We start from the raw sequence: 23,620 nt of genomic DNA on the forward strand, positions 1-23,620 counted from the left end.
GCCGCTGATAAGGGTTAGGTCACTGCGGACGAACTCCTCTCCGCAGTCGCAATCTTCAGGGCGTCGCGATCGATGCTGTCCACCAGATGCTCCACCGTGGCGGGCAGACGCTGCCGCCAGTTGGGATGCTCGTCGATGGTGCCGGGAATATTCGGCTGATCGGTGACGCCAAGCAGATCTTCCAACGCGATGGCTTCGAGACGGGTCCGCGTGCGCGCGAGAAAGTGAGCGACGCCGTAGAAATCGGTGCGGTCGATGCCATTCTGTCGCAGCACCTCGTCCAGCATCTGCAGGGCATAGCGGCGCGCATCGTCGCTCTCGCCGGGATCGATGCCGATGGAGCGCTTGAGCTGCAGGTCGTGATAGCTGCGCCAGCCGCTATAGGTCGGCAGATCATGGGTGTTGAAGGTCACCAGTGCATTCGGTTGGTAATAATCGATGCCGCGGAACGCATAGCGCTCGTCGCGCTCGAACATCATGACGAGATACGACCAGATACCCCATGCGGCCATATGATCGCGGAAACCGTCGGGGACGGTGCCGAGATCTTCACCGATGACGACGCAATTGTTGTCGACACTTTCCTGCGCGGTGACGGCGAGCAGCGCTTCCAGCGGCATTTTGACATAGGCACCGTTGTTCGGACGATAGCCATGCGGCACGACATAGAGGCGGTTGAGGCCGAGCACATGATCGAGCCGGATGGCGCCGGCGTAACGCATGGAGGCGCGCAGCATCTCCTTGAACGGCGCAAAGCCCTTGGACTCCAGGCCGGCCGCGTTGAAGCCGGCGAGACCCCAGTTCTGGCCGGCGGGCTGCAGCGCATCGGGCGGCGCACCGACGGAGAGATGCCGCGAGATCGCGACCTGCTCATTCCAGGCATCGAATCCGCCCGCCTGCACGCCGACGGCGACATCGAGGTAGAGGCCGACCGGCATTTTCAGTTCGATGGTGAGATCGAAACAGGCCTTGAGCTGAAGGTCGGCATTCCATTGCACATATTCGATGAAGGCGACTTCGGCGCCATCAGGGCCAGCGCGAAGCTCGGCGCATCTGGCGTCGTCGGGATGCTGCCATTCGGTCGGCCAATCCCACCAGGCTTTCTGGTAGCGATGGCGCAGCACCTCGAAACAGGCGAAACGCGTCAGCAGCGGACGCTCGTTGCGGAATGCAGCGAGGGCGGCCTGACGCGGTGATTTTGAATCGGCCTGAAATACCTCGAAGGCGGCGCGCAGGGCTTTCCATTTGGCGGTCGCGACGGCCGGATAATCCACCAGCGTCGAGCGCCGGAGCGGCGCCAGTTCGCTATCGGCGGCCCCGGTGAATTCCGGCAGCGCCTCGACATCGATATAGAGCGGATTGAGAAACAGCCGGCTGTTCGGCGAATACGGGCTGCATTCGGATGGGCGATCGTCGAACAGCGCATGCAGCGGGTTCAGACCCACGCCACCGGCACCGAGGCGGGCCCCGGCGCGGATCAGACTCTGCAGATCGGTGAAGTCACCAATGCCCCAATTGCGCTCCGAGCGCAGGCCGTAGAGTTGCACGGCCACGATCCAGCTGCGCTCGAATGTGCCGGCATAGGCCTTGCCTGGCGCCACCACGAGGGCGGCCTCTTCCGAATAGAGCGAGGCGTCGGCCAGCCGCAGGCGGTGCACGCCGATGGGCAGATCGGCCGGCCAGGCGATCTCTCGGCCATTGGCCGAGCCCTCGGCCACGAGCCGATCGCCGTCCCACACCTCCCATTTCAGCGGCCCTGTCACAGCCTCGGTCAGCTGCGTCCGGCCACCCTCGCCCGCCGGCAGCGCCACCACATGATCGAGAAAACGGCGCGGGGCGCGCACCGGCAGCGCGTCGAGAATGATCTTCAGCGCGGCGGCGTCAGTGGTGTGCCACTGTCCCTGTCCGTCGTGAAAACCGGTCTGGATGCCGAGTTCGGCGGCTTTGGCGTCAAGGTCCATTCGGCACGCACTTTGCAGGGCAAACAACTGCGGAACAATTCCAAGTTGCTGCGAGATTTCAGGAGGTTAACGAAGAGGATAGCCAGTTTTCAACGCAATGTCCTAAGCTCGGTTCCATGGGGAACCAAACCCCTGTCACGAGGCTTCTTATACAATTGCAGCGTCTTGTCTCCACACGGGCGCAGACATCCCTCTTGTTGATGGCATCACCGTGAACAGAACATCTCAGACCACTGCAAGCACCGCCATGGGCGGCGCGTTCCATATCGAGGATATCTACCCCATCATCGATGGCGGTCGCTTTCCGGTCAAACGCATTGCGGGCGAAGCCATCGAGGTCTGGGCGGATATCTATCGCGACGGTCACGAGATCATCGACGCCGCCATCGTCTGGCGCCGCGAGCAGGATCGCGACTGGCAGCGGGCGCCGATGACGATGGACGTCAACGACCGCTGGCACGGCACCTTCACACCCACGGCCATCGGCCGCTATGTCTATGCCATCGAGGCCTGGACGGACGAATTCGCCACCTGGCGCCACGGCTTCGACCTGAAGCTGAAGGCCGGCCAGGATGTCACGCTCGACGCGCTGGAAGGCGCGGGGATGATGACCAAGGCGCAGTCCGGCGGCGAAGAGGCGTCGGCTTTCATCGTCAAGCAATGCGAGGCCTATCTGCAGACCGGCGAAACCGAGCCGCTGCGCTCGCCAAAACTGCGCGAAGCCATGGCTGAAGCGCAACCGCGCCCGGATCTCACCCGCTCTGCGCTGCTGCCGCTGATGATCGACCGCGAGCGCGCCCGCAACGGCGCCTGGTACGAGATGATCCCGCGCAGCCAGAGCAAGCTGCCCGGCCAGCATGGCACGTTCCGCGATTGCATCGAACGCCTGCCCGAGATCGCCGCGATGGGATTCGACGTGCTGTATTTCACGCCGATCCACCCGATCGGCGAGACCAACCGCAAGGGCAAGAACAATTCGCTGACCGCCGAGCCCGGCGATGTCGGCAGCCCCTATGCCATCGGCGGCAAGGAAGGCGGCCATGACGCGATCCACCCCGATCTCGGCACGCTGGAGGATTTCCATGCGGTGATCGCGGCCTGCAAGCAGCACGACATGGAAGTCGCGATCGACGTCGCCGTGCAGTGCTCGCCGGACCATCCATGGGTCAAGCAGCATCCGGACTGGTTCAAGCGCCGGCCGGACGGCTCGATGAAATATGCCGAGAATCCGCCGAAAAAATATCAGGACATCCACAATCCCGACTTCACCTGCGACGATGCCGGCTCGCTGTGGAATGCGCTGCGCGACATGCTGCTCTATTGGTGCGATCAGGGCGTCAAGATTTTCCGCATCGACAATCCGCACACCAAACCCCTGCGGTTCTGGGAATGGGCGATCCATGAGGTGCAGCTGAAGCATCCGGATGCGCTGTTCCTCGCTGAAGCGTTCACGCGACCGAAGCTGATGAAGGGCCTGGCGAAGCTCGGTTTCTCTCAGAGCTACACCTATTTCACCTGGCGCACGGCGAAGTGGGAGATCGAGCAGTATCTCAACGAGCTGTGCCGCTATCCCGAGCGCGAATATTATCGGCCGAACTTCTTCGTCAACACGCCGGACATCCTGCCCTATCACCTGCAATCGGGTGAGCAGTGGATGTTCAAGTCGCGCGTGGCGCTGGCTGCTGTTCTGTCCTCGGTCTACGGCGTCTATAACGGCTTCGAGCTGCTCGAACACGAGGCCATTCCGGGCAAGGAAGAATATCTCGACTCCGAGAAATATGAGATCAAGACGCGCGACTGGCACAAGCCGGGCAACATCATCCCATACATCACCGCGTTGAATTTCGCCCGCCGCGCCAATCCGGCGCTGCAGCAGATCTCCAACCTGCGCTTCATGCCGGTGGAGAACGACAACATCATCGGCTTTGTGAAGACCTCGGTAGATGGCACCAACACGGTGGCCGGTGCCATCGCGATCTCGCGCGAGGCCTATGAGTTCTGGCTGCCCATCGACACCCAGATCCTCGTCGATGGCGAGACGCGCAATGTCGCTGCCGTCGAAAACATCATCACCGGTGAGCGCCACGGCGTCGAATGGGGCGGCATCCGCCTGCGCATCGATCCGCAACGCGATCCCGCCGCCCTGTTCCGCTGCCTCGCCTGAAAGCGCCCGTAATGAATGTGATGACCGACATCAAGCCGAAGACCGACGTGGCGCCGCCGAACAATGCGATCGATCCGCTCTGGTACAAGGACGCGATCATCTACCAGCTGCATGTGAAAACTTTCGCTGACAGCAACAATGACGGCATCGGCGATTTCGCGGGCCTGACCGAGAAGCTGGATTACCTGCAGGAGCTCGGCGTCACCACACTGTGGCTGATGCCGTTCTATCCGTCGCCCGGCCGCGATGACGGCTATGATATCGCCGATTACGGCACGATCCATCCCGACTTCGGCACGATGAAGGACTTCAAGCGCTTCATCCATGAAGCGAAGCGCCGTGGCCTGCGCGTCATCACCGAGCTCGTGATCAATCACACGTCGGACCAGCACGACTGGTTCAAGCGCGCCCGTCGCAGTCCGGCAGGATCATCCGCACGCGACTGGTATGTGTGGAGCGACAGTGACAAGAAATATGACGGCACCCGGATCATCTTCACCGATACGGAGAAATCCAACTGGACGTGGGATCCGGAAGCCAAGGCCTATTACTGGCACCGTTTCTTCTCGCATCAGCCGGACCTGAACTTCGATAATCCGCGCGTCGTCTCCGCTGTGGTGCAGGTGATGAAGCGCTGGCTCGATGCCGGCGTCGATGGATTCCGTCTCGACGCCATCCCGTATCTGATCGAACGCGACGGCACCAATAACGAGAACCTGCCGGAGACCCACAAGGTCATCAAGCATCTGCGCGCCGAGCTCGACGCCTATGCGCCGGGGCGCCTGCTGCTGGCCGAGGCCAATCAATGGCCGGAGGACGTGCAGGAATACTTTGGCAATTCCGACGAATGCCATATGGCCTATCACTTCCCGCTGATGCCGCGCATCTATATGGCGCTGGCGCAGGAAGATCGTTTCCCGATCACCGACATCATGCGGCAGACGCCGGACATTCCGGACAACTGCCAGTGGGCCATGTTCCTGCGCAATCACGACGAGCTGACCCTGGAAATGGTCACCGATGTCGAGCGCGATTATCTGTGGTCGACTTACGCCAATGATCCGCGTGCGCGCATCAATGTCGGCATCCGTCGCCGCCTCGCGCCGCTGATGGACAACGACCGCCGCAAGATCGAATTGCTGGACTCGCTGCTGCTGTCGTTCCCAGGCACGCCGATCATCTATTATGGCGATGAAATCGGCATGGGCGACAACATCTATCTCGGCGACCGCAACGGCGTCCGCACGCCGATGCAATGGGCGCCCGACCGCAATGGCGGATTCTCCCGCGCCGACCCCGCACGTCTGTATGCGCCGCCGATCATGGACCCGATCTACGGCTACGAATCCGTGAATGTGGAAGCGCAATCGCGCAGCCTGTCGTCACTGTTGTCGGCAACGAAGCGTCTCATTGCCGTGAGGAAGTCGACGCTGGCCTTTGGCCGCGGCACCATGACCTTCATCCGGCCGGAAAACCGCTCGGTGCTGTGCTATGTGCGGCAGTATGGTGACGAGGTGATCCTCTGCGTCGCCAATCTGTCGCGCGCTGCGCAAGCGACCGAACTCGATCTGTCGCCGTGGAAGGAACGCGTGCCGCTGGAAATGCTCGGCCGCACCAAATTCCCGCCCATCGGCGAGCTGCCCTATATGGTCACGCTGGCGCCGTATGGCTTCTACTGGTTCCAGCTCGAGAAGCGCGATGTTTCCGAACACTCGCAGCCGGCTGTTGTGCCGGAATTCGAAACTCTGGTGGTGCCGCTCGGCTCGACCTGGATGACGCTGGCGCGCACGCGCGGCGTATTCGAGCACGACGTGTTGCCGGGCTTCCTGTCACGCTCGCGCTGGTATCCCGAACGCAATGCCAAGGCGATCCAGCCGACGCTGACTTCGGCAACACCGTTCGCGCTGATCGGCGACAACCGGCCATGGCTGGTGTTCTTCGAGACCACCCAGCGCGGCACCAAATCCCGCTATGTGTTGCCCATGCAGATCGACTGGGTGCGCTTCGATCGCGACCGTTACAACCCGAAGGCGTTCGCTGCCGTGCGCCAGGGCGCGCGCGAGGGCACGCTGCTGGACGTCGCCACCGACGAGATCTTCATCTCGCTATTGCTGTACAATCTGCGCAATTCGGTGACGGTGGAGGAAGTCGAAGGCATCAAGCTCGAATTCCGCCCGACCAAGAAGCTCACCGACAAGCCACAGCACAAGCTCGAGAATATCCGGGCCGTGGAAACCGAACAGTCGAATTCGACCGCTCTGGTCGATAGCGACTATGTGGTGAAAATCTATCGCAAGCTGCAGACCGGTATCAACCCGGAGATCGAGGTCGGTCACTTCCTCACCGAGATTGCCGGATTCGCCAATACACCGGCATTGCTCGGCAGCATCGAGCTGATCGAAGGTGACGAGCGCAGCGCCGTCTCCATCGTGCATGCCTTCGTGCAGAATCAGGGCGATGCCTGGACCGTCTCATCCGGTTATCTCGACCGTTTCGTCGAGCGCGAGCGGCTGCTCGCCGTGGATGACGGTCATGAGATGAGCGAGGACCAGAACGCCTATCTCCGTTATATGACGCAGACGGGCCTGCGCGTCGCCGAAATGCAGATCGCGCTGGCAAGCCGCGATGATATCGCCGACTTCAAGCCGGAACCGACGAGCGATGCAGATATCGGGCTCTGGACCGACGAGATCGTCACCCGCGCAGAGCCGGTGTTCAGCCTGCTTGCGCAGCGTCGCAATGGCGCGCGTGAACAGGACCGCGGCCTGATCGATGCGGTTCTGGCCCTGCGCAACGATCTTCGTGACACGTTGAACAGCCTGCTGCCTGCCAAAATCGATGGATTGAAGATCCGCCATCATGGCGACTTCCATCTCGGCCAGATGCTGATCGTCAAGGACGACATCTTCATCATCGATTTCGAGGGCGAGCCACGCCGCGCCATCGCCGATCGTCGCCGCAAGGCACCGGCCGCGCGCGATGTCGCCGGCCTGATCCGCTCGATCGATTATTCCGCCACCGCCGCGCTGGAACGCGCAGAGAAGGTCGCACCGGACGAGAACGGCAAGCTCGCCATCGCCCTCACCTCCTGGCGCGACCGGGCCATCGACGCGTTCGTCGAGGCCTATCGCGAGGCCATGACCGACAAGCGGCTGTGGCCGGCGGACGCCAAAGCGGCCGATGACATGCTCAAATTCTTCCTGATCGAGAAAGCGTTCTACGAGATCGAATACGAACTCGCACATCGCCCCGATTGGCTGCGCGTACCGCTCGCCGGTTTGTTGCGTATCTTGAACGGTGAGCCGAAGGAATCCGTATGACCAATCTTCCCGCCGAAGCCTATGCCATCATCGAGGGACGTCACTCGGACCCGTTCCATTATCTCGGGCCGCACAAGGAGAACGACCGCACGGTGGTGCGCGCTTTCCTGCCGGACGCCGTCAAGGTGGATGCCATCGACGATCACGGCGCCACCACCCCGCTGGAGCGGGTGCACGATTCAGGCCTGTTCGTCGGCCCGCTGGCCAATGGGTCGACAAAATATCAGCTCCGCGCCAAATTCGGCGACAGCGTGGTCGATCTCGAAGACCCCTATCGCTTTCCGCCACTGCTGACCGACTTCGATCTCTATCTGCTCGGCGAAGGCACCGACCAGCGCATCTATGACAAGCTCGGCGCCCATCAGCGGGTGATCGACGGCATTGCCGGCGTGGCGTTCGTGGTGCTCGCCCCCAATGCCAAGCGCGTCAGCGTGGTCGGCGATTTCAACTTCTGGGACTCGCGCCGGCATCCGATGCGGGTGCGCGGCGCGGGCTATTGGGAGCTGTTCGTGCCCGGCGCCACGGCCGGCAATCACTATAAATTCGACATCATCGGCCCGCACGGCCAGGTGCCGCTGAAGTCCGATCCGTTTGCGTTTTCCGCGGAAGTCCGTCCATCGACGGCGTCCATCGTGCTGGACGAGACAAAGGTCCCGTTGCCGCGCCCGGCGCCCGAAGGCATCAATGCGCTGGGCAAGCCGATGTCGATCTATGAGGTGCATCTCGGCTCGTGGCGCCGCAAGGGCGACAATGAGTGGCTGAGCTATCGCGATCTGGCCGAAACACTGCCGCAATATGCCAAGGATCTCGGCTTCACCCATATCGAATTCCTGCCCGTCAACGAGCATCCCTTTGACGGCTCGTGGGGCTATCAGCCCACCGGCATGTATGCGCCGACAAGCCGCTTCGGCTCGCCCGAGGATTTTGCAGCGCTGATCGACGCCTGCCACGCCGAAGGGCTGGCCGTGCTGCTCGACTGGGTGCCCGGCCACTTCCCTGACGATCCGCATGGCCTTGGCCAGTTCGATGGCACCGCCCTCTATGAACATGCCAACCCGCTACAGGGCCGGCATATGGACTGGGGCACGCTGATCTATAATTACGGGCGCACGGAAGTGGTGAACTTCCTGGTCTCCAACGCGCTGTTCTGGATGGACCGCTACAATATCGACGGGTTACGCGTCGATGCCGTGGCGTCGATGCTCTATCTCGATTACAGCCGCGCGGAAGGTGCCTGGATTCCGAACAAATATGGTGGCCGCGAGAATATCGAGGCGATCGAATTCCTGCGCCGTTTCAATCGCGAAGTATTCGGCAAATTCCCCAATGCCACCACGGCCGCGGAAGAATCCACCTCATGGCCGCAGGTGTCGCGTCCGGTCGAATTCGGCGGGCTTGGCTTCGGCTACAAGTGGAATATGGGCTGGATGCACGACACGCTGAATTACATCAGCAAGGATCCGATCTATCGCAAATACCAGCACAACGACATCCTGTTCGGGCTGCAATATGCGTTCTCGGAAAACTTCATCCTGCCGCTGTCCCATGACGAGGTCGTGCACGGCAAGCGCTCGCTGCTTGGCCGCATGCCCGGCGACGACTGGCAGCGTTTTGCGAACCTGCGCGCCTACTACGCCTTCATGTTCGGCCATCCCGGCAAGAAGCTGATGTTCATGGGCTGCGAATTCGCCCAGGAACGTGAGTGGAATCACGATCATTCGCTGGACTGGCACCTGCTCGAGCAGGACAAGCATGCCGGCATCCATTCGCTGATCCGCGATCTCAACACGCTGTATCGCGACACCCCGGCGCTGCACGAACTCGATTGCGATCCTGCAGGCTTCGAGTGGATGGTGACCGACGACGCCGGCAACAATGTCTTCGCCTGGCTGCGCAAGGGTAACGCGCCGCGCGAACAGTGCCTTATCGTCGTGAATTTCTCACCTAACGTCTATCGCGACTATCGCGTCCGCGTGCCGTTCACCGGCAAGTGGCGCGAAGTGTTGAATTCCGACGCCGGAATTTATGGCGGTAGCAATGTCGGCAATTCCGGCGAAGTGACCGCTGTCGGACTTGTGCCTGAACTCAGCCTGACATTGCCGCCCCTCGCAGCTATTTTTCTACGACCGGAAGCTTAATCGATGCGCCTGTCAGCCGGAACGCCCTCCCGCCTCGGCGCAAGCTGGGACGGGCGGGGGACGAATTTTGCGTTGTTCTCCGCCAACGCCACCAAGGTCGAACTGTGCCTGTTCGACGGTCAGGGCCGCCGCGAACTCGAACGCATCGAACTGCCGGAATATAACGAGCACGTTTTTCACGGCTATCTCAACGACATCTCGCCGGGCCAGCTCTACGGCTACCGGGTGCATGGGCCGTATGAGCCCGAGCACGGCCACCGCTTCAACGCGCACAAGCTGCTGCTCGATCCCTATGCGAAGAAGCTCGCCGGGCGCCTTGTCTGGAGCGACGCGCATTTCGGCTATCGCACCGGTTCATCGCGCGAAGACCTCTCCTTCGACCGCCGCGACAATGCCCGCGGCATGCCCAAGGCCGTGGTCGTCGATGAAACCTTCAATTGGGGTCGCCGCGAAGCGCCGCCAAACATTTCCTGGGAAGACACGATTTTCTATGAGGCACATGTCAAGGGCCTCACCATGGGCCGCAAGGATGTGCCGGCAGGATTGCGCGGCACCTATCGCGGCCTCGCAGCACCTTCGATGATCGATCACCTCAAGCGGCTCGGCGTCACGTCCGTCGAGCTGTTGCCCGTGCACGCCTTTGTGGATGACCGGCGCCTCGTCGAGATGAAGCTGGTCAACTACTGGGGCTACAACACGCTCAGCTTCTTCGCGCCAGAAGCGCGCTACGGCGCCGACAATCCGCTCGATGCGTTCCGCACCACTGTCGCCCGGCTGCACGATGCCGGCATCGAGGTGATCCTCGACGTCGTCTACAACCACACGGCCGAGGGCAACCATCTCGGTCCGACACTGTCATTCCGCGGCATCGACAACGCCTCCTATTACTGGCTGATGCCGGACAATGCGCGTTACTATGACGACTTCACCGGTTGCGGATCGTCGCTCAACCTCACCCATCCGCGCGTGCTGCAGATGGTGATGGATTCGCTGCGCTACTGGGTTGAGGTCTGCCATGTCGATGGCTTCCGCTTCGATCTCGCCACCGAACTGGCGCGCGGCCCGAACGGCTTTGACCGCAATAGCGGCTTCCTCACCGCGATCCGGCAGGACCCGGTGCTGGCCAATGCCAAAATGATCGCCGAGCCGTGGGATCTCGGCATGGGCGGCTATCAGGTCGGCGCCTATCCGTCGCAATGGTCGGAATGGAACGACAAATATCGCAGCGCCATGCGCCGCTACTGGGCCGGCGAAGGCTCGCTGATCGGCGACGTGTCGCGCCGCATGACCGGCTCGTCGGACACGTTCAACCATGACGGCCGCAAGCAGCGCGCCGGCATCAATCATGTCACCGTGCATGACGGATTCCCGCTGGCCGACCTGTTTGCCTATAACGAGAAACATAACGAGGCCAATGGCGAGGACAATCGCGACGGCTCCACCGACAATCACAGCAATAATTTCGGCGTCGAGGGACCGACCGACGATCCCGCGATCAACGCCCTGCGCCGGCAACTGAGGAAGAACCAGCTCGCCTGCCTGTATCTCGCCCAGGGCGTGCCGCTGCTGCTCGCCGGCGACGAGGTCGGCAACAGCCAGGGCGGCAACAACAATGCCTATTGCCAGGACAACGAGATCGGCTGGGTGGACTGGAGCGGCCTCGGCAACAGAGACGACGACCTCACCGACTTCATCGGCCACATGGCGCAGATGCGCAAACGCTTCCCGCAGATCACCGCGCAAAAATGGCTCGACGGTCGCCGCGCCGATGGCAGCTATGGCGTGCTGTGGCTGACACCGTCTGCCGACGAGATGACCGAGGCCGACTGGGCATTTCCGGACGGCCGGTTCCTTTCTTACGTGCTGAGTTCGAACGAAAAGGGCGGCAATCCGTTGTTCATCGTCCTGAACGCGGCGCCTGAGGGCATTCCCTTCAAGCTGCCAAAACTCACCGAATTCAAGAGCTGGCGCCAAGTGCTGAACACTGCCGACGACAATCTCTCCATCGCCATCCTGCCCCCCGGCGCCGATGTGGACGCGCCGCCGCGCTCCGTTCTCGCATTCGCGGGGACACCTGCATGAGCGCGCGTAGTTTTGGACCACGCCTGACCGACAAGGGCGCCACCTTTCGCCTCTGGGCGCCAGCTGCCGGCCGCGTCGAGGTCATGCTGGATCAGCCGGTGGCAATGACGGCAGAGGAGGATGGCTGGTACAGCGTCGATGTGCCGGGCGTCACGGCCGGCGCCACCTATCGCTTCCGCATCGACGGCAAGACAGAAGTGCCCGATCCCGGCTCGTCATTTCAACCCGAGGATGTCAACGGCCCCAGCGAGATCATCGATCACAGCGCCTATCAGTGGCTCGCCGCTGACTGGCGTGGACGGCCATGGGACGAGACCGTGCTGCTGGAGACCCATGTCGGCACGTTTACGCAGGATGGCACCTATCGCGCCATGATCGACAAGCTCGATCATCTCGTCAAAACCGGTTTCACCGCGCTTGAGCTGATGCCGCTCGCCGATTTCGCCGGCTCCCGCAACTGGGGCTATGACGGCGTGCTGCTCTACGCGCCGGACCATGTCTATGGCCGCCCCGATGATCTCAAGGCGCTGATCGACGAAGCGCATCTGCGCGGGATCAGCGTGTTTCTCGACGTGGTCTATAACCATTTCGGCCCGGAAGGGAATTACATCGGCGCCTATGCGCCGACCTTCTTCTGCGACGCGCAGACGCCCTGGGGCTCGGCGATCGACTACCGCCAGCCGGCAGTTCGTGCCTATGCGATCGAGAATGCACTGATGTGGCTGCGCGACTATCGCTTCGACGGCCTTCGCCTCGACGCCGTGCACGCCATCACCGAGCCCGGCGACGTGCCGATGCTGCATGAACTCTCGCGCGAAGTGGGTAAGCTCGCGGCCGACACCGGCCGGCAGATCCATCTCGTGCTGGAAAACGACGATAACCGTGCCGGCTTGCTCGATCCCGTCACCAATCCGGCGCGTGGCAAGTATCGTGCGCAGTGGAATGACGATTATCACCACGCCTGGCATGTGCTGCTCAGCGGCGAGGACAAGGGCTATTACGCCGATTACGCGCCCCGCCCGATAGATCACGTCGTGCAGGCGCTCGGCTCCGGCTTCGCTTATCAGGGCCAGCCTTCCGCGCATCGCGGCGGCGAGGAACGTGGCGAGCCCAGCGGCGCGTTGCCGCCATCGGCTTTCGTCAATTTTTTGCAGAACCACGACCAGATCGGCAACCGCGCCCTCGGTGATCGACTCGAGGCGATCGCCGATCCCTTGGCAGTCGAGGCGGCGTTGGCCATCACGCTGCTGGCGCCGATGGTGCCGATGCTGTTCCAGGGCGAGGAATGGGGTTCGAAAGTGCCGTTCCCGTTCTTCTGCGATTTCCAGGGTGATCTCGCGGATGCCGTGCGTAATGGCCGGAAGAAGGAATTCGCCAGCGCCTATGAAAAATATGGCGACGACATTCCCGATCCGCTGGATGCCGCGACCTTCGACAATGCCAAGATCGACTGGGAGATGCGCGACGGCGCCGGCAAGCGACGCTGGGCCATGGTGCGCGACCTGCTGCGGATGCGGAAGCAGCACATCGTGCCGCGCAGCATTGGCGCCCGCTTCGGCAAAGTCGAGCACGCCGACGGATTGCTGATTGCGAACTGGACGATGAGTGACGACAGCCTGTTGGTGCTGCGCGCCAATCTATCTGACAAAGCGGTGACCGCACCCGCGGCCAGCGGCACATTGATCTGGGGCCGGCAGGGCGACGCGCTGGCGCCATGGGCGATCCAGTGGTGGATTGGAGACAAGTAGAATGCCGCCGGCCATCCCGACCGCCACCTACCGCCTGCAACTGACCAAGGATTTTGATTTCGATGCCGCAGCCCTGATCGCTCCTTATCTCAAGGCGCTCGGCATCAGCCATGTCTATGCCTCGCCTTTCACGAAGGCGCGTGCGGGCTCGACCCATGGCTACGACATCGTCGATCACACCAAGCTCAATCCCGAACTCGGCGGCGATGCCGGCTTCGAGCGCATGAGTGCGGCGCTGAAGAAGAACGATCTCGGCCTGATCCTCGATTTCGTGCCCAATCATGTGGGCGTGCACTATGCCGACAATCCGTGGTGGCTGGATGTGCTGGAATGGGGCCAGGCCTCGCCGCATGCGGTCTCGTTCGACATCGACTGGGAGACCCTGCCCTATCGCGCCCGCGGCGGATTGCTGCTGCCGATTATCGGTTCCAGCTATGGCCAGGCGCTTGAGAATGGCGAGATCGAACTCAAATATGATCCGAAGGAAGGCAGCTTCTCGGCCTGGTATTACGAGCATCGCCTGCCGATCGCGCCGGAGCGCTATAGCGAGATGCTGCGCAGCATCGTCAAGGAAGCCGATGCCGGCGACACCGCGGCCGGCCGCGCGATCCTGACACTGGCCGGCAAGCACAAGGGTCTACGCCACCCCAACCGCAGCGAGGCGCCTGCGTTCAAGCAGCAACTCGCCGGTATCGCGGGTGCAGCCGATGTCATCACCCGTGGCCTCGACGCCTATCGCGCGGGACCTGAGCGTCCGACGCAGATCCAGACGTTGCATATGCTTTTGGAGCGCCAGCACTACAAGCTCGGCCAGTGGCGCCTCGCCTCCAGCGAGATCAATTATCGCCGCTTCTTCGACGTCAACACGCTGGCCGGTTTGCGGGTCGAGGACAGCGGCACCTTCGAGGCCATCCACACGCAGGTGAAACGGCTGATCGCCGAGGACAAGCTGCAGGGCCTTCGGCTCGATCACATCGACGGCCTGCGTGATCCCTCGCAATATTTCCAGCGCCTGCGCCGCCTGATCCGCGAAGCGCAGGGCAACGCCAAGCCGTTCTATGTCGTCGTCGAGAAAATCCTCGGCGAAGACGAGAAGCTGGTGCCGTTTGCCGGCGTACATGGCACCACCGGCTATGAATGGCTCAATGCGATCACCCAGATGCTGGTCGAGGAAAAGGGCCTTGAGCCGCTCGGCGAAACCTGGCGGCAGGTCAGCAACACCTCGCCAAAGTTCGCGCCGCTGTTAAAAGACGCCAAACGCCGCGTCCTCGACACGCTATTGCTGTCCGAATTCACCGTGCTGACGCGCCTGCTCGCGCGCATCGCCAATGGCCATTATTCCACCCGCGATTTCTCCGCCGATACGCTGCGCCAGGCTTTCGAGCTCTATGTGCTGCATTTCCCTGTCTATCGCACCTATCTCACCGCCGCCGGCCCGTCCGCGCTCGACCGCCAGCTGATCTCGGAGACCATCGAAAAGGCGCGCGCCGAATGGTTCGGCACCGATGAGGGATTGTTCGACTTTCTGCGCGACGCGCTGACCCTTGATCTGCTCAAGCCAGGCCGCCCGGCCCACAGCAAGCCACGCGTGCGTCGCTTCGCCTTCAAGGTGCAGCAATTCACCGGCCCGACCATGGCGAAGTCGCTCGAGGACACCGCCTTCTATCGCTATCACAAGCTGCTCGCGCTCAACGAAGTCGGCGGCGAACCCGCTGCCGAGGCGATGCCTGTCAAACGCTTTCACGACTTGATGATCCAGCGTGCCAGCGAATATCGCCATGGGATGACGTCCACGGCCACGCATGACACCAAACGTGGCGAGGACGCCCGCACGCGCCTGCTCGCTTTGGCGGAGCTGCCAGGCGAATGGGCGACGGCAGTGAGCCGCTGGAAGATGCTGAACGCGCCGCATGTGATCACCGAGGGTGACATGCGTTCTCCCTCCGCATCATTCGAATATATGCTGTATCAGGCACTTGTCGGCGCATGGGAGCTCGATACCCGCGACGAGACGTTCCTCGAACGGATGCAGGCTTATGCATTGAAGGCTGCGCGCGAGGGCAAGGAAGAGACCAGCTGGCTCAATCCGCATGAAGCTTATGAAAATGGCCTGAAAGAGTTTCTTGCCCGCATTCTCGATCCCGCCAAGTCAAACGACTTCATCGAGCAGATCGACGCCTTTGCGCGACGGATGGCGCTGATCGGTGCAGCCAATTCGCTCAGCCAGATCACGCTGAAAGCAACGATTCCCGGCATGCCCGATTTTTATCAGGGCACGGAATTCTTCGACACCTCCCTGGTCGATCCCGACAATCGCCGCCCGGTGGATTTCGCCGAGCGGGTCGCTGTGCTGGAAAAGATCAAGACGCCGGATTGGAAGGTACTGTCCGAGACCTGGGACAACAGCCACATCAAATTCGCCTGGACGCATGAATTGCTGAAGCTGCGGGGCGAACTCGCCGACATTTTCACCTATGGCGAATATGAGCCCCTTGAGATCACCGGGCCACATGCAGCGCATGTCGTCGCTTTCGCGCGTCGATATCAACGCGATGCCGCGATTGTCATCGTCGGCCGCTCATTGGCTGGTTTCACCGATAACGGCCGCAAGTGGTTTGACGGATCGACGCTTGACGCAACGGTGCTAGCACCTGGTTACGACGTAAAGGACATCAGCGTCGCCGCGCATTTCACACACCTGCCGGTCACGATCATCAAAGCGCAGGCTGCGCCGAAGAAAATTCGATCGACACGCTTGCAGTAAGAGGATGGAAAACGACAAGGCCGCCCGGGATCCATGCCGGACGGCCTGGCGGATGTCGTGCCGACTCAGAGTCGCGTTCGGTTCCCTTACTCCGCACAAGACGAAGATTTTCATCAAAATGTTTGCGAGAGGTTACCGACGCATTCGATGTGCAGCGCACGCAGCTGCATGTCGATTTATGCTGCGAAGCAACATCGCACGACCGGCCTATTTCTTTTCCAGCAATAACTTTCCGCGTGATTTGATCGTCGCTTGCGCGACCTCCGCGAAGCGTTGCAGCAGCCACGGCAGTGTTACTTCGATATTGACGCGATCGTCGAGCACATCGACATGCCCGGATGCCACTTGCCCCATTGCGCGGACACGAAGATCCAGACGATCCCCGTCCCAGCGCTCGTCTTCGATTTTCACCATCGGCACACCGGTGGCAGCGCGCGCAAGGCCGCTCTTGAGCCGGCGGGCAGCTTCTTCGCGGCCGAGTGAATGCGGAATGGAGACGGTGAGCGGTGCAGACATCGTGAACTTCCTGTTGTGTGCGTCACGTCATAACGCACGCCGCCAAGCAAAAGCTCCTCATCGGTTTCATCGATGGAACCTTGGCGCGGGCCGCGCGTTTTTATCGCAGGCGCAACGGAAACATAAGAAGGCTGAGGAGAGACAACATGTCCATTGGTACGATTATTCTGATTATCCTGATCATCGCCCTGCTCGGCGGCTTTAGCGGCATCGGTGGCGGACCGTTCTACGGCACCGGTTACTATGGCGGTGGTGGCCTCGGCCTCGTGATCGTGATCCTGCTGATTCTCTTGCTGCTCGGCCGACTGTAAGCAGCGAGACTTGAATGCGAAGCGCGCGGTTCAGCAACGGACCGCGCGCTTTTTTTTTTGTAGCTTGCATACTTAAACGCTATTTCATGTTCGCGATCGCAGCCTTGATCGATGAGGCAGCATTTTCGTACCCCATCCAGGCTTTGCTCTTCTTCAGAAGTGCCGGCACGTTGCGCAGCGTAAACTTCGCAGGATCAAGATCGGCACGGAGCTGCGGCCAGGTCAGCGGCATCGACACGGTGGCGCCTTTTCGCGCGCGAGGTGAAAGCACGGCAACCGCCGTCGCCATCCGGTCGTTGCGGAGATAATCGAGGAAAATCTTTCCCTTCCGCTTGGCCTTTGACATGTTGATCAGATAGCACCCGGGATCATCCGTCGCCATCTGCTGGCAAATGGCCTGTGCAAATGTCTTTGCCGTTTTCCAATCGACACGATCCCGCGCGCCGTGCTTGAGCGGGACGACCACATGCAAGCCCTTGCCACCGGTGGTCTTGCAAAAACTCTCCATGTCGATCTTTGTGAGCCGCTCATGCAGCTCGCGCGCCGCGGCAATGACATCTGCGAATGTCACCTCTGGCGATGGGTCCAGATCAAAGACCAACCGGCCAGGTACGTCGGGCTCGCCGGGCGCGCAATTCCAGGGATGCAGTTCGAGCCCGCCCATCTGCGCCACCGCTGCGAGACCTTCGATGCGGTCGATCTGTAGATAGGGCTTGCGATCGCCCGCCACTTTGACCAGTTCCAGCAAATTTGACGTTCCCGCCATGGCATGACGCTGAAAGAACTGCTGGCCGTCGATGCCATCAGGCGCGCGCACAACGGAGCATGGCCGGCCCTTCAGATGCGGCATCATCCAGTCGCCGATTGCTTCGAAATATTCCGCGAGATCGCGCTTCGTTACCGGCTCATCGTCACCGGCATCGGGCCATAGCGCCTTGTCGGAATGGGAAAGTGCCACGCCCATGACGTCGGCAGATTTGCTTGCGGGCGATTTGGAAGCTGTCTTTTTGGCAGACTTCTTTGCAGCACCCTTGGACTTCGGCTTGGCCAGCGTCGTCTTGCTCGGTGTCTCGGCCTCGACCTCATCCGCCGGCTTGTCCTGCCGCAGCCCCTTGAATGATGCCTGACGCACCATGCCTGCACCGGTAAAGCCGGCAAATTCGATCTCGGCGACCAGCTCCGGCTTGAGCCAATGCACATCACGACCGCCCGCTGGCGCATTGTCGCCGCCGAATGGCGATTGCTTTGCCGCCGCCTTCTTCAGCGCCGGCATGATGCGTCTTACCTTGTCGGCGCCATAGCCGGTGCCGACAATGCCGACATAAACGAGATGATCGCCCTTGTGAACGCCGACCATCAGCGAGCGGAATTTACCATTGGTGGTCTTCCAGCCACCGATCACCACCTCATGACCGGCGCGGCATTTGGCTTTGCTCCAGTTCTTCGAGCGTCCAGATGTGTAGGGTGCCGAAAGACGTTTGGAAATGATGCCTTCCAATGAAAGCTTGCAGGCCGATTGCAGGATCGCATCGCCGCCGGTCTCGAAATGATCGACATAGCGGATCAGTCCTTCCTTGCGGCGACCGCGCACTTTGGTCAGCGAGGATTTCAGGCGCGACTTTCGCTCCTCCAGCGGCAGTTTCCGAAGGTCCTCGCCGTCGGCAAACAGCAGATCGAACGCGAAGAAGATCAGCGTATCGGTCTCGCCGTCGGACAATGCCGCCTGCAGTGCCGCGAAGTCCGGGGCGCCCGATGAATCGAGCCCAACCACCTCGCCATCAATGATGCAATCTGGCAGATCGGCCGCCTCTTCGGCGATGGCCGGGAAGCTATCGGTCCAGTCGAGCCCCTTGCGTGTCTTCAGCGTCGCTTCTCCACCTTCGACACGCAGCTGCATCCGGTAGCCGTCGAATTTGATCTCATGCGCCCAGCCGCTCGCCGACGGCGGACGTTCGACCGAGACACAGAGCTCCGGCGCGACAAAGCCCGGCATTTGCGCAGCTTTCTTGGCCTTCGCAGACCGCTTCGCCGGCGCTTTCTTCGCTCGATCGGCTTTGGTCTTCACGCTCTTTGTCGCGCGTGCGTCCGCCGCTTCGCCCTCGCTCGAATCCCAGACAGCATCTTTCTTGATCTTTGCAGTCTTGCCTATCATGAAGGGCTTTGGCGCACGGCCCTTTCCCTCCGCAATTGCATCCATGCTGCGGCCCGAGGCCACCGATGCATCCTCATCGAGAATTGCCTCGCCGCTGCCGTCAACGGCGTATTCATCGCGGTGCTTGATCAGCAGCCAGTTGGTGCGCTTGCCGCCGTTGCGGTCGCGCTTCATGCGCACCAGCACAAAGCCACCATGCAGCTTCTCGCCGTCCAGCGTGAATTTGAGATCGCCCTTCTTCAGCCCCTTCGCAGCATCCTCGGCCTCGTAGTAGCCGCGATCCCAGAGCTGCACGGTGCCGCCGCCATACTGGCCTGCGGGGATCGTGCCTTCGAAGTCGCCGTAATCGAGCGGATGATCCTCGACTTCCACCGCCAGCCGCTTGTCGGCGGGATCGAGCGACGGCCCGCGCGTGACGGCCCAGGACTTGAAGACGCCATCCATCTCCAGCCGCAGGTCGTAATGCAGCCGCGTGGCGTCGTGTTTCTGGATCACGAAACGCGGCCGCTTGGCCGGCGCGACCACGATCTTGCCGGACGGCTCCTGGGTCTGCGCGAAATCACGCTTCTTGCGGTAAATCGATAGTTGGCGGTCGGCCACGACGCATACTCCGGGGGCCATGAAGGCGGGGACCGGAACCAAAACCGGGAGCCCCCGTTGAAGTTCCACAGGCGCAAGCGATTGGCGCCGCAGGCAATTTTGTATGAGTTGGAGGACCCATGGCCCCGCCCCGCGCTTACTGGAAAGGCTCCCTCAAACTGTCGCTGGTGACCTGCCCGGTGGTCCTGTATCCGGCCTCCACAACCGTGGAGAAAACCAAATTCCACATGATCAACCGCGATACCGGCAACCGGCTGAAACAGCAGATGATCGACGCCGAAACCGGCGATGTCGTCGAGAAGGACCAGAAGGCGCGCGGCTACGAGATCAGCAAGGGCGAGTATGTCGAGATCGAAAAGGAAGAGCTCGAAGCCGTTCAGATCGAGAGCAACCACACCATCGACATCGACAATTTCGTGCCGCGCGACGAAATCGATCGTCGCTATCTCAACAACCCCTATTACATGGCGCCGGACGGCAAAGCGGGTGCCGATGCCTTTGCGGTCATCCGTGACGCCATGAAAGACCAGGACCGCGTGGCGCTGGCGCGGATCGTACTGACCAATCGCGAGCATGTGATTGCCATCGAGCCACTCGGCAAGGGATTACTCGCCACCACGTTGCGCTATCCGTACGAAGTGCGCGACGAAGCCGACTATTTCGACGACATCAAGAACCCGAAAATCTCGAAAGACATGATCGAGCTTGCCACCCATATCCTCGACAGCAAGGCCTCACATTTCGACCCCAAGAAATTCAAGGACGAATACGAGACCGCACTGAAGACGCTCGTGAAGCGCAAGGCCGCCGGGAAGCCGGTCAAGGTCGCCGCGAAGGAAGAGAAGCCGGATAATGTCGTCAATCTGATGGATGCGCTAAAGGCCAGCCTCAAGGGCGGGAAGGCGCCGACCAAACGCGCTTCCGCCTCACGTCGGCCGGCAGCACGCAAGCGTCCGGCCAAGAAGGCGGCGCGATCGACCGCACGGCATCGCAAGGCAAGCTGATCATGATAAAGAAACTGGGACCAGCGGCAGCGGCGATCGCTGCAGTATTGGCTATTCCTGCCGTACACGCGCAGCAATTGCAGGCTCGCGAATGCAATGCGTCGAACATCGCTTTCGTCGCCGAGGCGATTGCGAAAATGCCGGACGGCAAGCAGAAGCAGACGGCCTCCGACGAAATCAGTGCCGCGAGCGAAAAGATGGCGATGGGTAAAACGGACGAGTGCAAGGATCATCTGTTGAAAGCATCGCTGCAGACGAAGTGACGTTTGCTGCGCGGCTTCGCCCACGTCTCCTGATCAAGACTTTTTCTTCGCTTTGCTGGCCGTCTTGGTCTTTTTCGCAGTGTTCTTTTTGGCTGCGGCCTTCTTCGTGACCTTCTTGGTGGGCGCCTTAGGCACCTTCTTGCCCTCGGCACGCGCTTCGGACAAGCCAATGGCAATAGCCTGTTTGCGGCTTGTCACCTTTTTGCCGGAGCGTCCGCTTTTCAGCGTGCCGGCCTTGGCTTTTTTCACCGCGCGCGCGACTTTCTTCGCGGCCTTCTTGGAATATTTCGCCATCATAAACTCCCTGATATTGGCGGACATTCCAATCGCGGCTGCAATTGATGGTTCCGAGCTCACGCATGCCGCATGCGACAAACCGTCATTTATTCCGCGCCTATAACGCGGTCGGTCCTCCCATCTCGTTTTCGAATGCCCTGCCGCTCATTTTGCAGCCACGCGCACCAGCGTGTTGTTGCAGGAGACTAACGTGACTCACTTCGAACCTCCCTCGTGTGGATCTGCCCTCGTCCTGATCGGTCAAAACAGCCGCGGCCAGTGGGTCGCGCAGGAACAAAGGGGCCTGTTTGGCGGCCTGTTCAAGAACCGCGTCGATGCTGTGCGCTATGCGCTGTTCGAAAACGGCCATCACCCCGAGGCGATTATCGAGACCGCCGGTGTTGTCGAGCTCAATATGAGCGCATCGATCCAGCCAACCGAACTGCCGCAACGACGCGTCGCCTGATTGCGCATCATGTCTAGAATCCCTCTCCCAAATCGTCCGGCCATTCACGGTGGGAACTGGCTGCATGGCATGATTGCGGATCTTCCTACGCCTTTTCAGGCTAGTGGCGAGCTCGATCTCCTCACTTTTGCAAGGCTGTGCGAACGCCAGGTCCGCGCCGGCGCGAGTGCGGTCGTGGTCGGCGAGACCGTCGGTGAAGGCGATACGCTTTCCGACGACGAGCGGAGGACATTGATCCGCACCGCGGTCGGCATCGCCCGTGGCCGCCTGCGCATCGTCGCGGGCGCCGGCTCAAATTGTACCGCACGCGCGATCGAATACACGCGCTTGGCGCAGAGCGCCGGTGCGGATGCCGCGATGTTCGTCGTGCCCTATTACAACAAGCCGACGACCGACGGCATCGCCGCACATTTCCATGCCATCCTGCGCGCAACCACACTACCGATCATCCTGCATGATGCGCCATCGCGCTGCGTGCGGGCGCTGACGGATGACGTCATCATCGATTTCGCCGCGTCATCGCGCGTGATCGGCCTGCGTGACGATGCCGGCGACGCGTCGCGGCTCGCCCGGCTGCGCCTTCTGTTGCCGCCGGGCTTCCGGCTCCTGACCGGGCACGACGCGACGGCGCTGTCTTATTTGCTGACGGGGGGTGACGGAGTGGTCTCAGCCGTGGCGAATGTCGCGCCGCAGCTTTGCCGCGGCATGTATTACGCGACACGAAAAGGCTGCCCGCGTTATGCGAGCACGATTTCCGAGATGTTGATGCCACTTGCCGAGACATTATCGCCGGAGCACGTGTCGTCTGCCGTCAAATATGCGCTCAGCCTGCGCGGATTTGGCAACTTCGCCGTCCGGCTACCACGTTTGCCCGTCGACGAAGCCGGTCAGCATTCAGTGCAAATGGCGATGCAGGCGATCTGGGCGTCGCCTGACGAAGTCATGTCCCGAGCGATATAAAAGCCGGTCGCAAAAGCGCCCGCTAGACCAGCGGGCGCTCCCTTTCACGCTTCTCACGACATTTCGGGCCGGGGCCGCGCATATAATGCGCCGCGGGGTGATAGACCGCCGGCCCGAGCGCGAACCGCCAGACCTGCACCAGAAAAGACGCCAGACGCATCATCATGATGCGCTCCTGCGATCCGGCAGCGTCGAGATCTCCGCATAGCGCACGCCCACCCGTGCCAGCTCACGCCGCGCACGGCGCATTTTATCGGCCACAAACGCCATATGGATCGCCGCGAGAAAACTTCTGATGTCGTTACGCATGCGCCTGAGGCCGACACGAAAGCGTTTCCATTGCATGTCGCCGGAGTGATGGACGATTGGCGCCTGGTTGCGGCTGATCAGATAGGAGCGATAGGCGCTGTCGGCGGCGAAATCATGCGTCTGGGTGTCGCGATTGAAGAACATTGTCATTGTCACTGTCCGTTTCATTGAGACGCCCGGCCAGACCCACCGGGACGCTTCAAAGATGCGGACAACGCCATAGGAATGCGAGACGGACCGCCCTGCCACGTCATAAACGCGGCATAAAGACGGAAGCCGCCTCGCGAGCCGGGCTTAGCTCTTGCCCATGCAGTCTTCGATATAGAACCAGCGATCGTCGCCGGCGAGGCCCTTGGTCTTCACATCCTTGCGGCAGGCCTTGAGCTTGCCTTTGTTGGCGCTCCACTTCGCCTTCATGTCCTTCAGGCTCTGCTTGTTAAGCTTCATCTTGCCCGCAGGTGCCGGCGCCGGAGCGGCAGCCTGGGCGGACGCGATGGTGAGCGACGCGACGGTAAAAGCTGCGGCCAGCAGGCCGGTGGTGATGCGAGTCATTGTTACCCCCGAATATTCGTTGTTGTGAGATTTG

Annotated in this window: 18 protein-coding genes; 11 read left to right on the forward strand and 7 right to left on the reverse strand. The window is 61.4% G+C overall.

Going from position 1 to position 23,620, the window contains the following annotated elements; genetic code table 11:
- Nucleotides 1-14: 14 nt before the first annotated feature.
- Nucleotides 15-1,961, reverse strand: a complete 1,947-nt coding sequence (gene malQ / locus ACIQ2A_RS07730) for a 4-alpha-glucanotransferase (RefSeq protein ID WP_398477535.1) — start codon at nucleotides 1,959-1,961, stop codon at nucleotides 15-17.
- 247 nt (nucleotides 1,962-2,208) lie between these two features.
- Here malQ and ACIQ2A_RS07735 point away from each other — a divergent pair, with 247 nt between their 5' ends.
- From ACIQ2A_RS07735 to treY, 6 genes are read left to right on the forward strand one after another with little or no spacing between them, the layout of a single operon-like run.
- Nucleotides 2,209-4,125: an alpha-1,4-glucan--maltose-1-phosphate maltosyltransferase gene (locus tag ACIQ2A_RS07735; protein WP_398477583.1), complete on the forward strand. Its 1,917-nt coding sequence runs from the start codon at nucleotides 2,209-2,211 to the stop codon at nucleotides 4,123-4,125.
- A gap of 11 nt (nucleotides 4,126-4,136) precedes the next feature.
- Nucleotides 4,137-7,445 (forward strand): maltose alpha-D-glucosyltransferase, encoded by a 3,309-nt coding sequence (gene treS, locus ACIQ2A_RS07740; protein WP_398477537.1) that lies wholly within the window; start codon nucleotides 4,137-4,139, stop codon nucleotides 7,443-7,445.
- Nucleotides 7,442-9,583 carry a 1,4-alpha-glucan branching protein GlgB gene (gene glgB / locus ACIQ2A_RS07745; RefSeq protein WP_398477539.1) on the forward strand — a complete coding sequence of 714 codons (2,142 nt, stop codon included), beginning with the start codon at nucleotides 7,442-7,444 and terminating at the stop codon, nucleotides 9,581-9,583. Before treS ends, glgB begins: the two co-directional genes overlap by 4 nt.
- A gap of 3 nt (nucleotides 9,584-9,586) precedes the next feature.
- Nucleotides 9,587-11,665 (forward strand): glycogen debranching protein GlgX, encoded by a 2,079-nt coding sequence (glgX, locus tag ACIQ2A_RS07750; RefSeq protein ID WP_398477541.1) that lies wholly within the window; start codon nucleotides 9,587-9,589, stop codon nucleotides 11,663-11,665.
- Nucleotides 11,662-13,413, forward strand: a complete 1,752-nt coding sequence (gene treZ, locus ACIQ2A_RS07755) for a malto-oligosyltrehalose trehalohydrolase (protein WP_398477544.1) — start codon at nucleotides 11,662-11,664, stop codon at nucleotides 13,411-13,413. Before glgX ends, treZ begins: the two co-directional genes overlap by 4 nt.
- A gap of 1 nt (nucleotide 13,414) precedes the next feature.
- A complete protein-coding gene (gene treY / locus ACIQ2A_RS07760) occupies nucleotides 13,415-16,177 on the forward strand; it encodes a malto-oligosyltrehalose synthase (protein WP_398477546.1) in 2,763 nt (920 codons plus the stop codon).
- A gap of 207 nt (nucleotides 16,178-16,384) precedes the next feature.
- Here treY and ACIQ2A_RS07765 read toward each other — a convergent pair whose 3' ends face one another.
- Nucleotides 16,385-16,693 (reverse strand): polyhydroxyalkanoic acid system family protein, encoded by a 309-nt coding sequence (locus ACIQ2A_RS07765; RefSeq protein WP_398477548.1) that lies wholly within the window; start codon nucleotides 16,691-16,693, stop codon nucleotides 16,385-16,387.
- 146 nt (nucleotides 16,694-16,839) lie between these two features.
- Here ACIQ2A_RS07765 and ACIQ2A_RS07770 point away from each other — a divergent pair, with 146 nt between their 5' ends.
- Nucleotides 16,840-17,004 carry a DUF3309 family protein gene (locus ACIQ2A_RS07770; protein WP_212392490.1) on the forward strand — a complete coding sequence of 55 codons (165 nt, stop codon included), beginning with the start codon at nucleotides 16,840-16,842 and terminating at the stop codon, nucleotides 17,002-17,004.
- A gap of 79 nt (nucleotides 17,005-17,083) precedes the next feature.
- On the opposite strand, the gene ligD is transcribed toward ACIQ2A_RS07770, so the two are convergent.
- Nucleotides 17,084-19,777, reverse strand: coding sequence for a DNA ligase D (gene ligD, locus ACIQ2A_RS07775; protein WP_398477551.1), 2,694 nt, complete (start codon nucleotides 19,775-19,777; stop codon nucleotides 17,084-17,086).
- A 98-nt stretch (nucleotides 19,778-19,875) separates the two neighbouring features.
- Between ligD and ACIQ2A_RS07780 the strand changes: the two genes are divergently transcribed.
- Both ACIQ2A_RS07780 and ACIQ2A_RS07785 read left to right on the forward strand, forming a co-directional pair.
- The gene (locus ACIQ2A_RS07780; protein WP_398477553.1) at nucleotides 19,876-20,760 is read left to right on the forward strand and encodes a Ku protein; all 885 of its coding nucleotides are present in this window, start codon (nucleotides 19,876-19,878) and stop codon (nucleotides 20,758-20,760) included.
- 2 nt (nucleotides 20,761-20,762) lie between these two features.
- Complete coding sequence (locus ACIQ2A_RS07785) at nucleotides 20,763-21,023, forward strand: hypothetical protein (protein WP_398477555.1); 261 nt, start codon at nucleotides 20,763-20,765, stop codon at nucleotides 21,021-21,023.
- Between the two features lie 33 nt (nucleotides 21,024-21,056).
- Here ACIQ2A_RS07785 and ACIQ2A_RS07790 read toward each other — a convergent pair whose 3' ends face one another.
- A complete protein-coding gene (locus tag ACIQ2A_RS07790; protein ID WP_398477585.1) occupies nucleotides 21,057-21,320 on the reverse strand; it encodes a DUF6496 domain-containing protein in 264 nt (87 codons plus the stop codon).
- Nucleotides 21,321-21,510: 190 nt separating this feature from the next.
- Here ACIQ2A_RS07790 and ACIQ2A_RS07795 point away from each other — a divergent pair, with 190 nt between their 5' ends.
- The gene (locus ACIQ2A_RS07795) at nucleotides 21,511-21,765 is read left to right on the forward strand and encodes a hypothetical protein (protein ID WP_398477557.1); all 255 of its coding nucleotides are present in this window, start codon (nucleotides 21,511-21,513) and stop codon (nucleotides 21,763-21,765) included.
- A gap of 69 nt (nucleotides 21,766-21,834) precedes the next feature.
- Nucleotides 21,835-22,725 (forward strand): 4-hydroxy-tetrahydrodipicolinate synthase, encoded by an 891-nt coding sequence (gene dapA, locus ACIQ2A_RS07800; RefSeq protein ID WP_398477559.1) that lies wholly within the window; start codon nucleotides 21,835-21,837, stop codon nucleotides 22,723-22,725.
- A gap of 22 nt (nucleotides 22,726-22,747) precedes the next feature.
- On the opposite strand, the gene ACIQ2A_RS07805 is transcribed toward dapA, so the two are convergent.
- From ACIQ2A_RS07805 to ACIQ2A_RS07815, 3 genes are all read right to left on the reverse strand, one after another.
- Nucleotides 22,748-22,891, reverse strand: a complete 144-nt coding sequence (locus ACIQ2A_RS07805; protein WP_398477561.1) for a hypothetical protein — start codon at nucleotides 22,889-22,891, stop codon at nucleotides 22,748-22,750.
- Entirely contained in the window at nucleotides 22,888-23,184 is a 297-nt protein-coding gene (locus tag ACIQ2A_RS07810) for a hypothetical protein (protein ID WP_398477563.1), read from the reverse strand. Before ACIQ2A_RS07810 ends, ACIQ2A_RS07805 begins: the two co-directional genes overlap by 4 nt.
- Nucleotides 23,185-23,328: 144 nt before the next feature.
- Nucleotides 23,329-23,586: a hypothetical protein gene (locus tag ACIQ2A_RS07815; RefSeq protein ID WP_398477565.1), complete on the reverse strand. Its 258-nt coding sequence runs from the start codon at nucleotides 23,584-23,586 to the stop codon at nucleotides 23,329-23,331.
- Nucleotides 23,587-23,620 lie beyond the last annotated feature (34 nt).

This window comes from Tardiphaga sp., assembly GCF_044336785.1.
In the GTDB taxonomy this organism is placed as follows: domain Bacteria; phylum Pseudomonadota; class Alphaproteobacteria; order Rhizobiales; family Xanthobacteraceae; genus Tardiphaga.

Bases quoted from the DNA above. Each gene is read 5' to 3' on its own strand.
- malQ (WP_398477535.1), bottom strand. From the start codon at position 1,961: ATGGACCTTGACGCCAAAGCCGCCGAACTCGGCATCCAGACCGGTTTT.
- ACIQ2A_RS07735 (WP_398477583.1), top strand. From the start codon at position 2,209: ATGGGCGGCGCGTTCCATATCGAGGATATCTACCCCATCATCGATGGC.
- treS (WP_398477537.1), top strand. From the start codon at position 4,137: ATGAATGTGATGACCGACATCAAGCCGAAGACCGACGTGGCGCCGCCG.
- glgB (WP_398477539.1), top strand. From the start codon at position 7,442: ATGACCAATCTTCCCGCCGAAGCCTATGCCATCATCGAGGGACGTCAC.
- glgX (WP_398477541.1), top strand. From the start codon at position 9,587: ATGCGCCTGTCAGCCGGAACGCCCTCCCGCCTCGGCGCAAGCTGGGAC.
- treZ (WP_398477544.1), top strand. From the start codon at position 11,662: ATGAGCGCGCGTAGTTTTGGACCACGCCTGACCGACAAGGGCGCCACC.
- treY (WP_398477546.1), top strand. From the start codon at position 13,415: ATGCCGCCGGCCATCCCGACCGCCACCTACCGCCTGCAACTGACCAAG.
- ACIQ2A_RS07765 (WP_398477548.1), bottom strand. From the start codon at position 16,693: ATGTCTGCACCGCTCACCGTCTCCATTCCGCATTCACTCGGCCGCGAA.
- ACIQ2A_RS07770 (WP_212392490.1), top strand. From the start codon at position 16,840: ATGTCCATTGGTACGATTATTCTGATTATCCTGATCATCGCCCTGCTC.
- ligD (WP_398477551.1), bottom strand. From the start codon at position 19,777: ATGGCCCCCGGAGTATGCGTCGTGGCCGACCGCCAACTATCGATTTAC.
- ACIQ2A_RS07780 (WP_398477553.1), top strand. From the start codon at position 19,876: ATGGCCCCGCCCCGCGCTTACTGGAAAGGCTCCCTCAAACTGTCGCTG.
- ACIQ2A_RS07785 (WP_398477555.1), top strand. From the start codon at position 20,763: ATGATAAAGAAACTGGGACCAGCGGCAGCGGCGATCGCTGCAGTATTG.
- ACIQ2A_RS07790 (WP_398477585.1), bottom strand. From the start codon at position 21,320: ATGATGGCGAAATATTCCAAGAAGGCCGCGAAGAAAGTCGCGCGCGCG.
- dapA (WP_398477559.1), top strand. From the start codon at position 21,835: ATGATTGCGGATCTTCCTACGCCTTTTCAGGCTAGTGGCGAGCTCGAT.
- ACIQ2A_RS07805 (WP_398477561.1), bottom strand. From the start codon at position 22,891: ATGATGATGCGTCTGGCGTCTTTTCTGGTGCAGGTCTGGCGGTTCGCG.
- ACIQ2A_RS07810 (WP_398477563.1), bottom strand. From the start codon at position 23,184: ATGACAATGTTCTTCAATCGCGACACCCAGACGCATGATTTCGCCGCC.
- ACIQ2A_RS07815 (WP_398477565.1), bottom strand. From the start codon at position 23,586: ATGACTCGCATCACCACCGGCCTGCTGGCCGCAGCTTTTACCGTCGCG.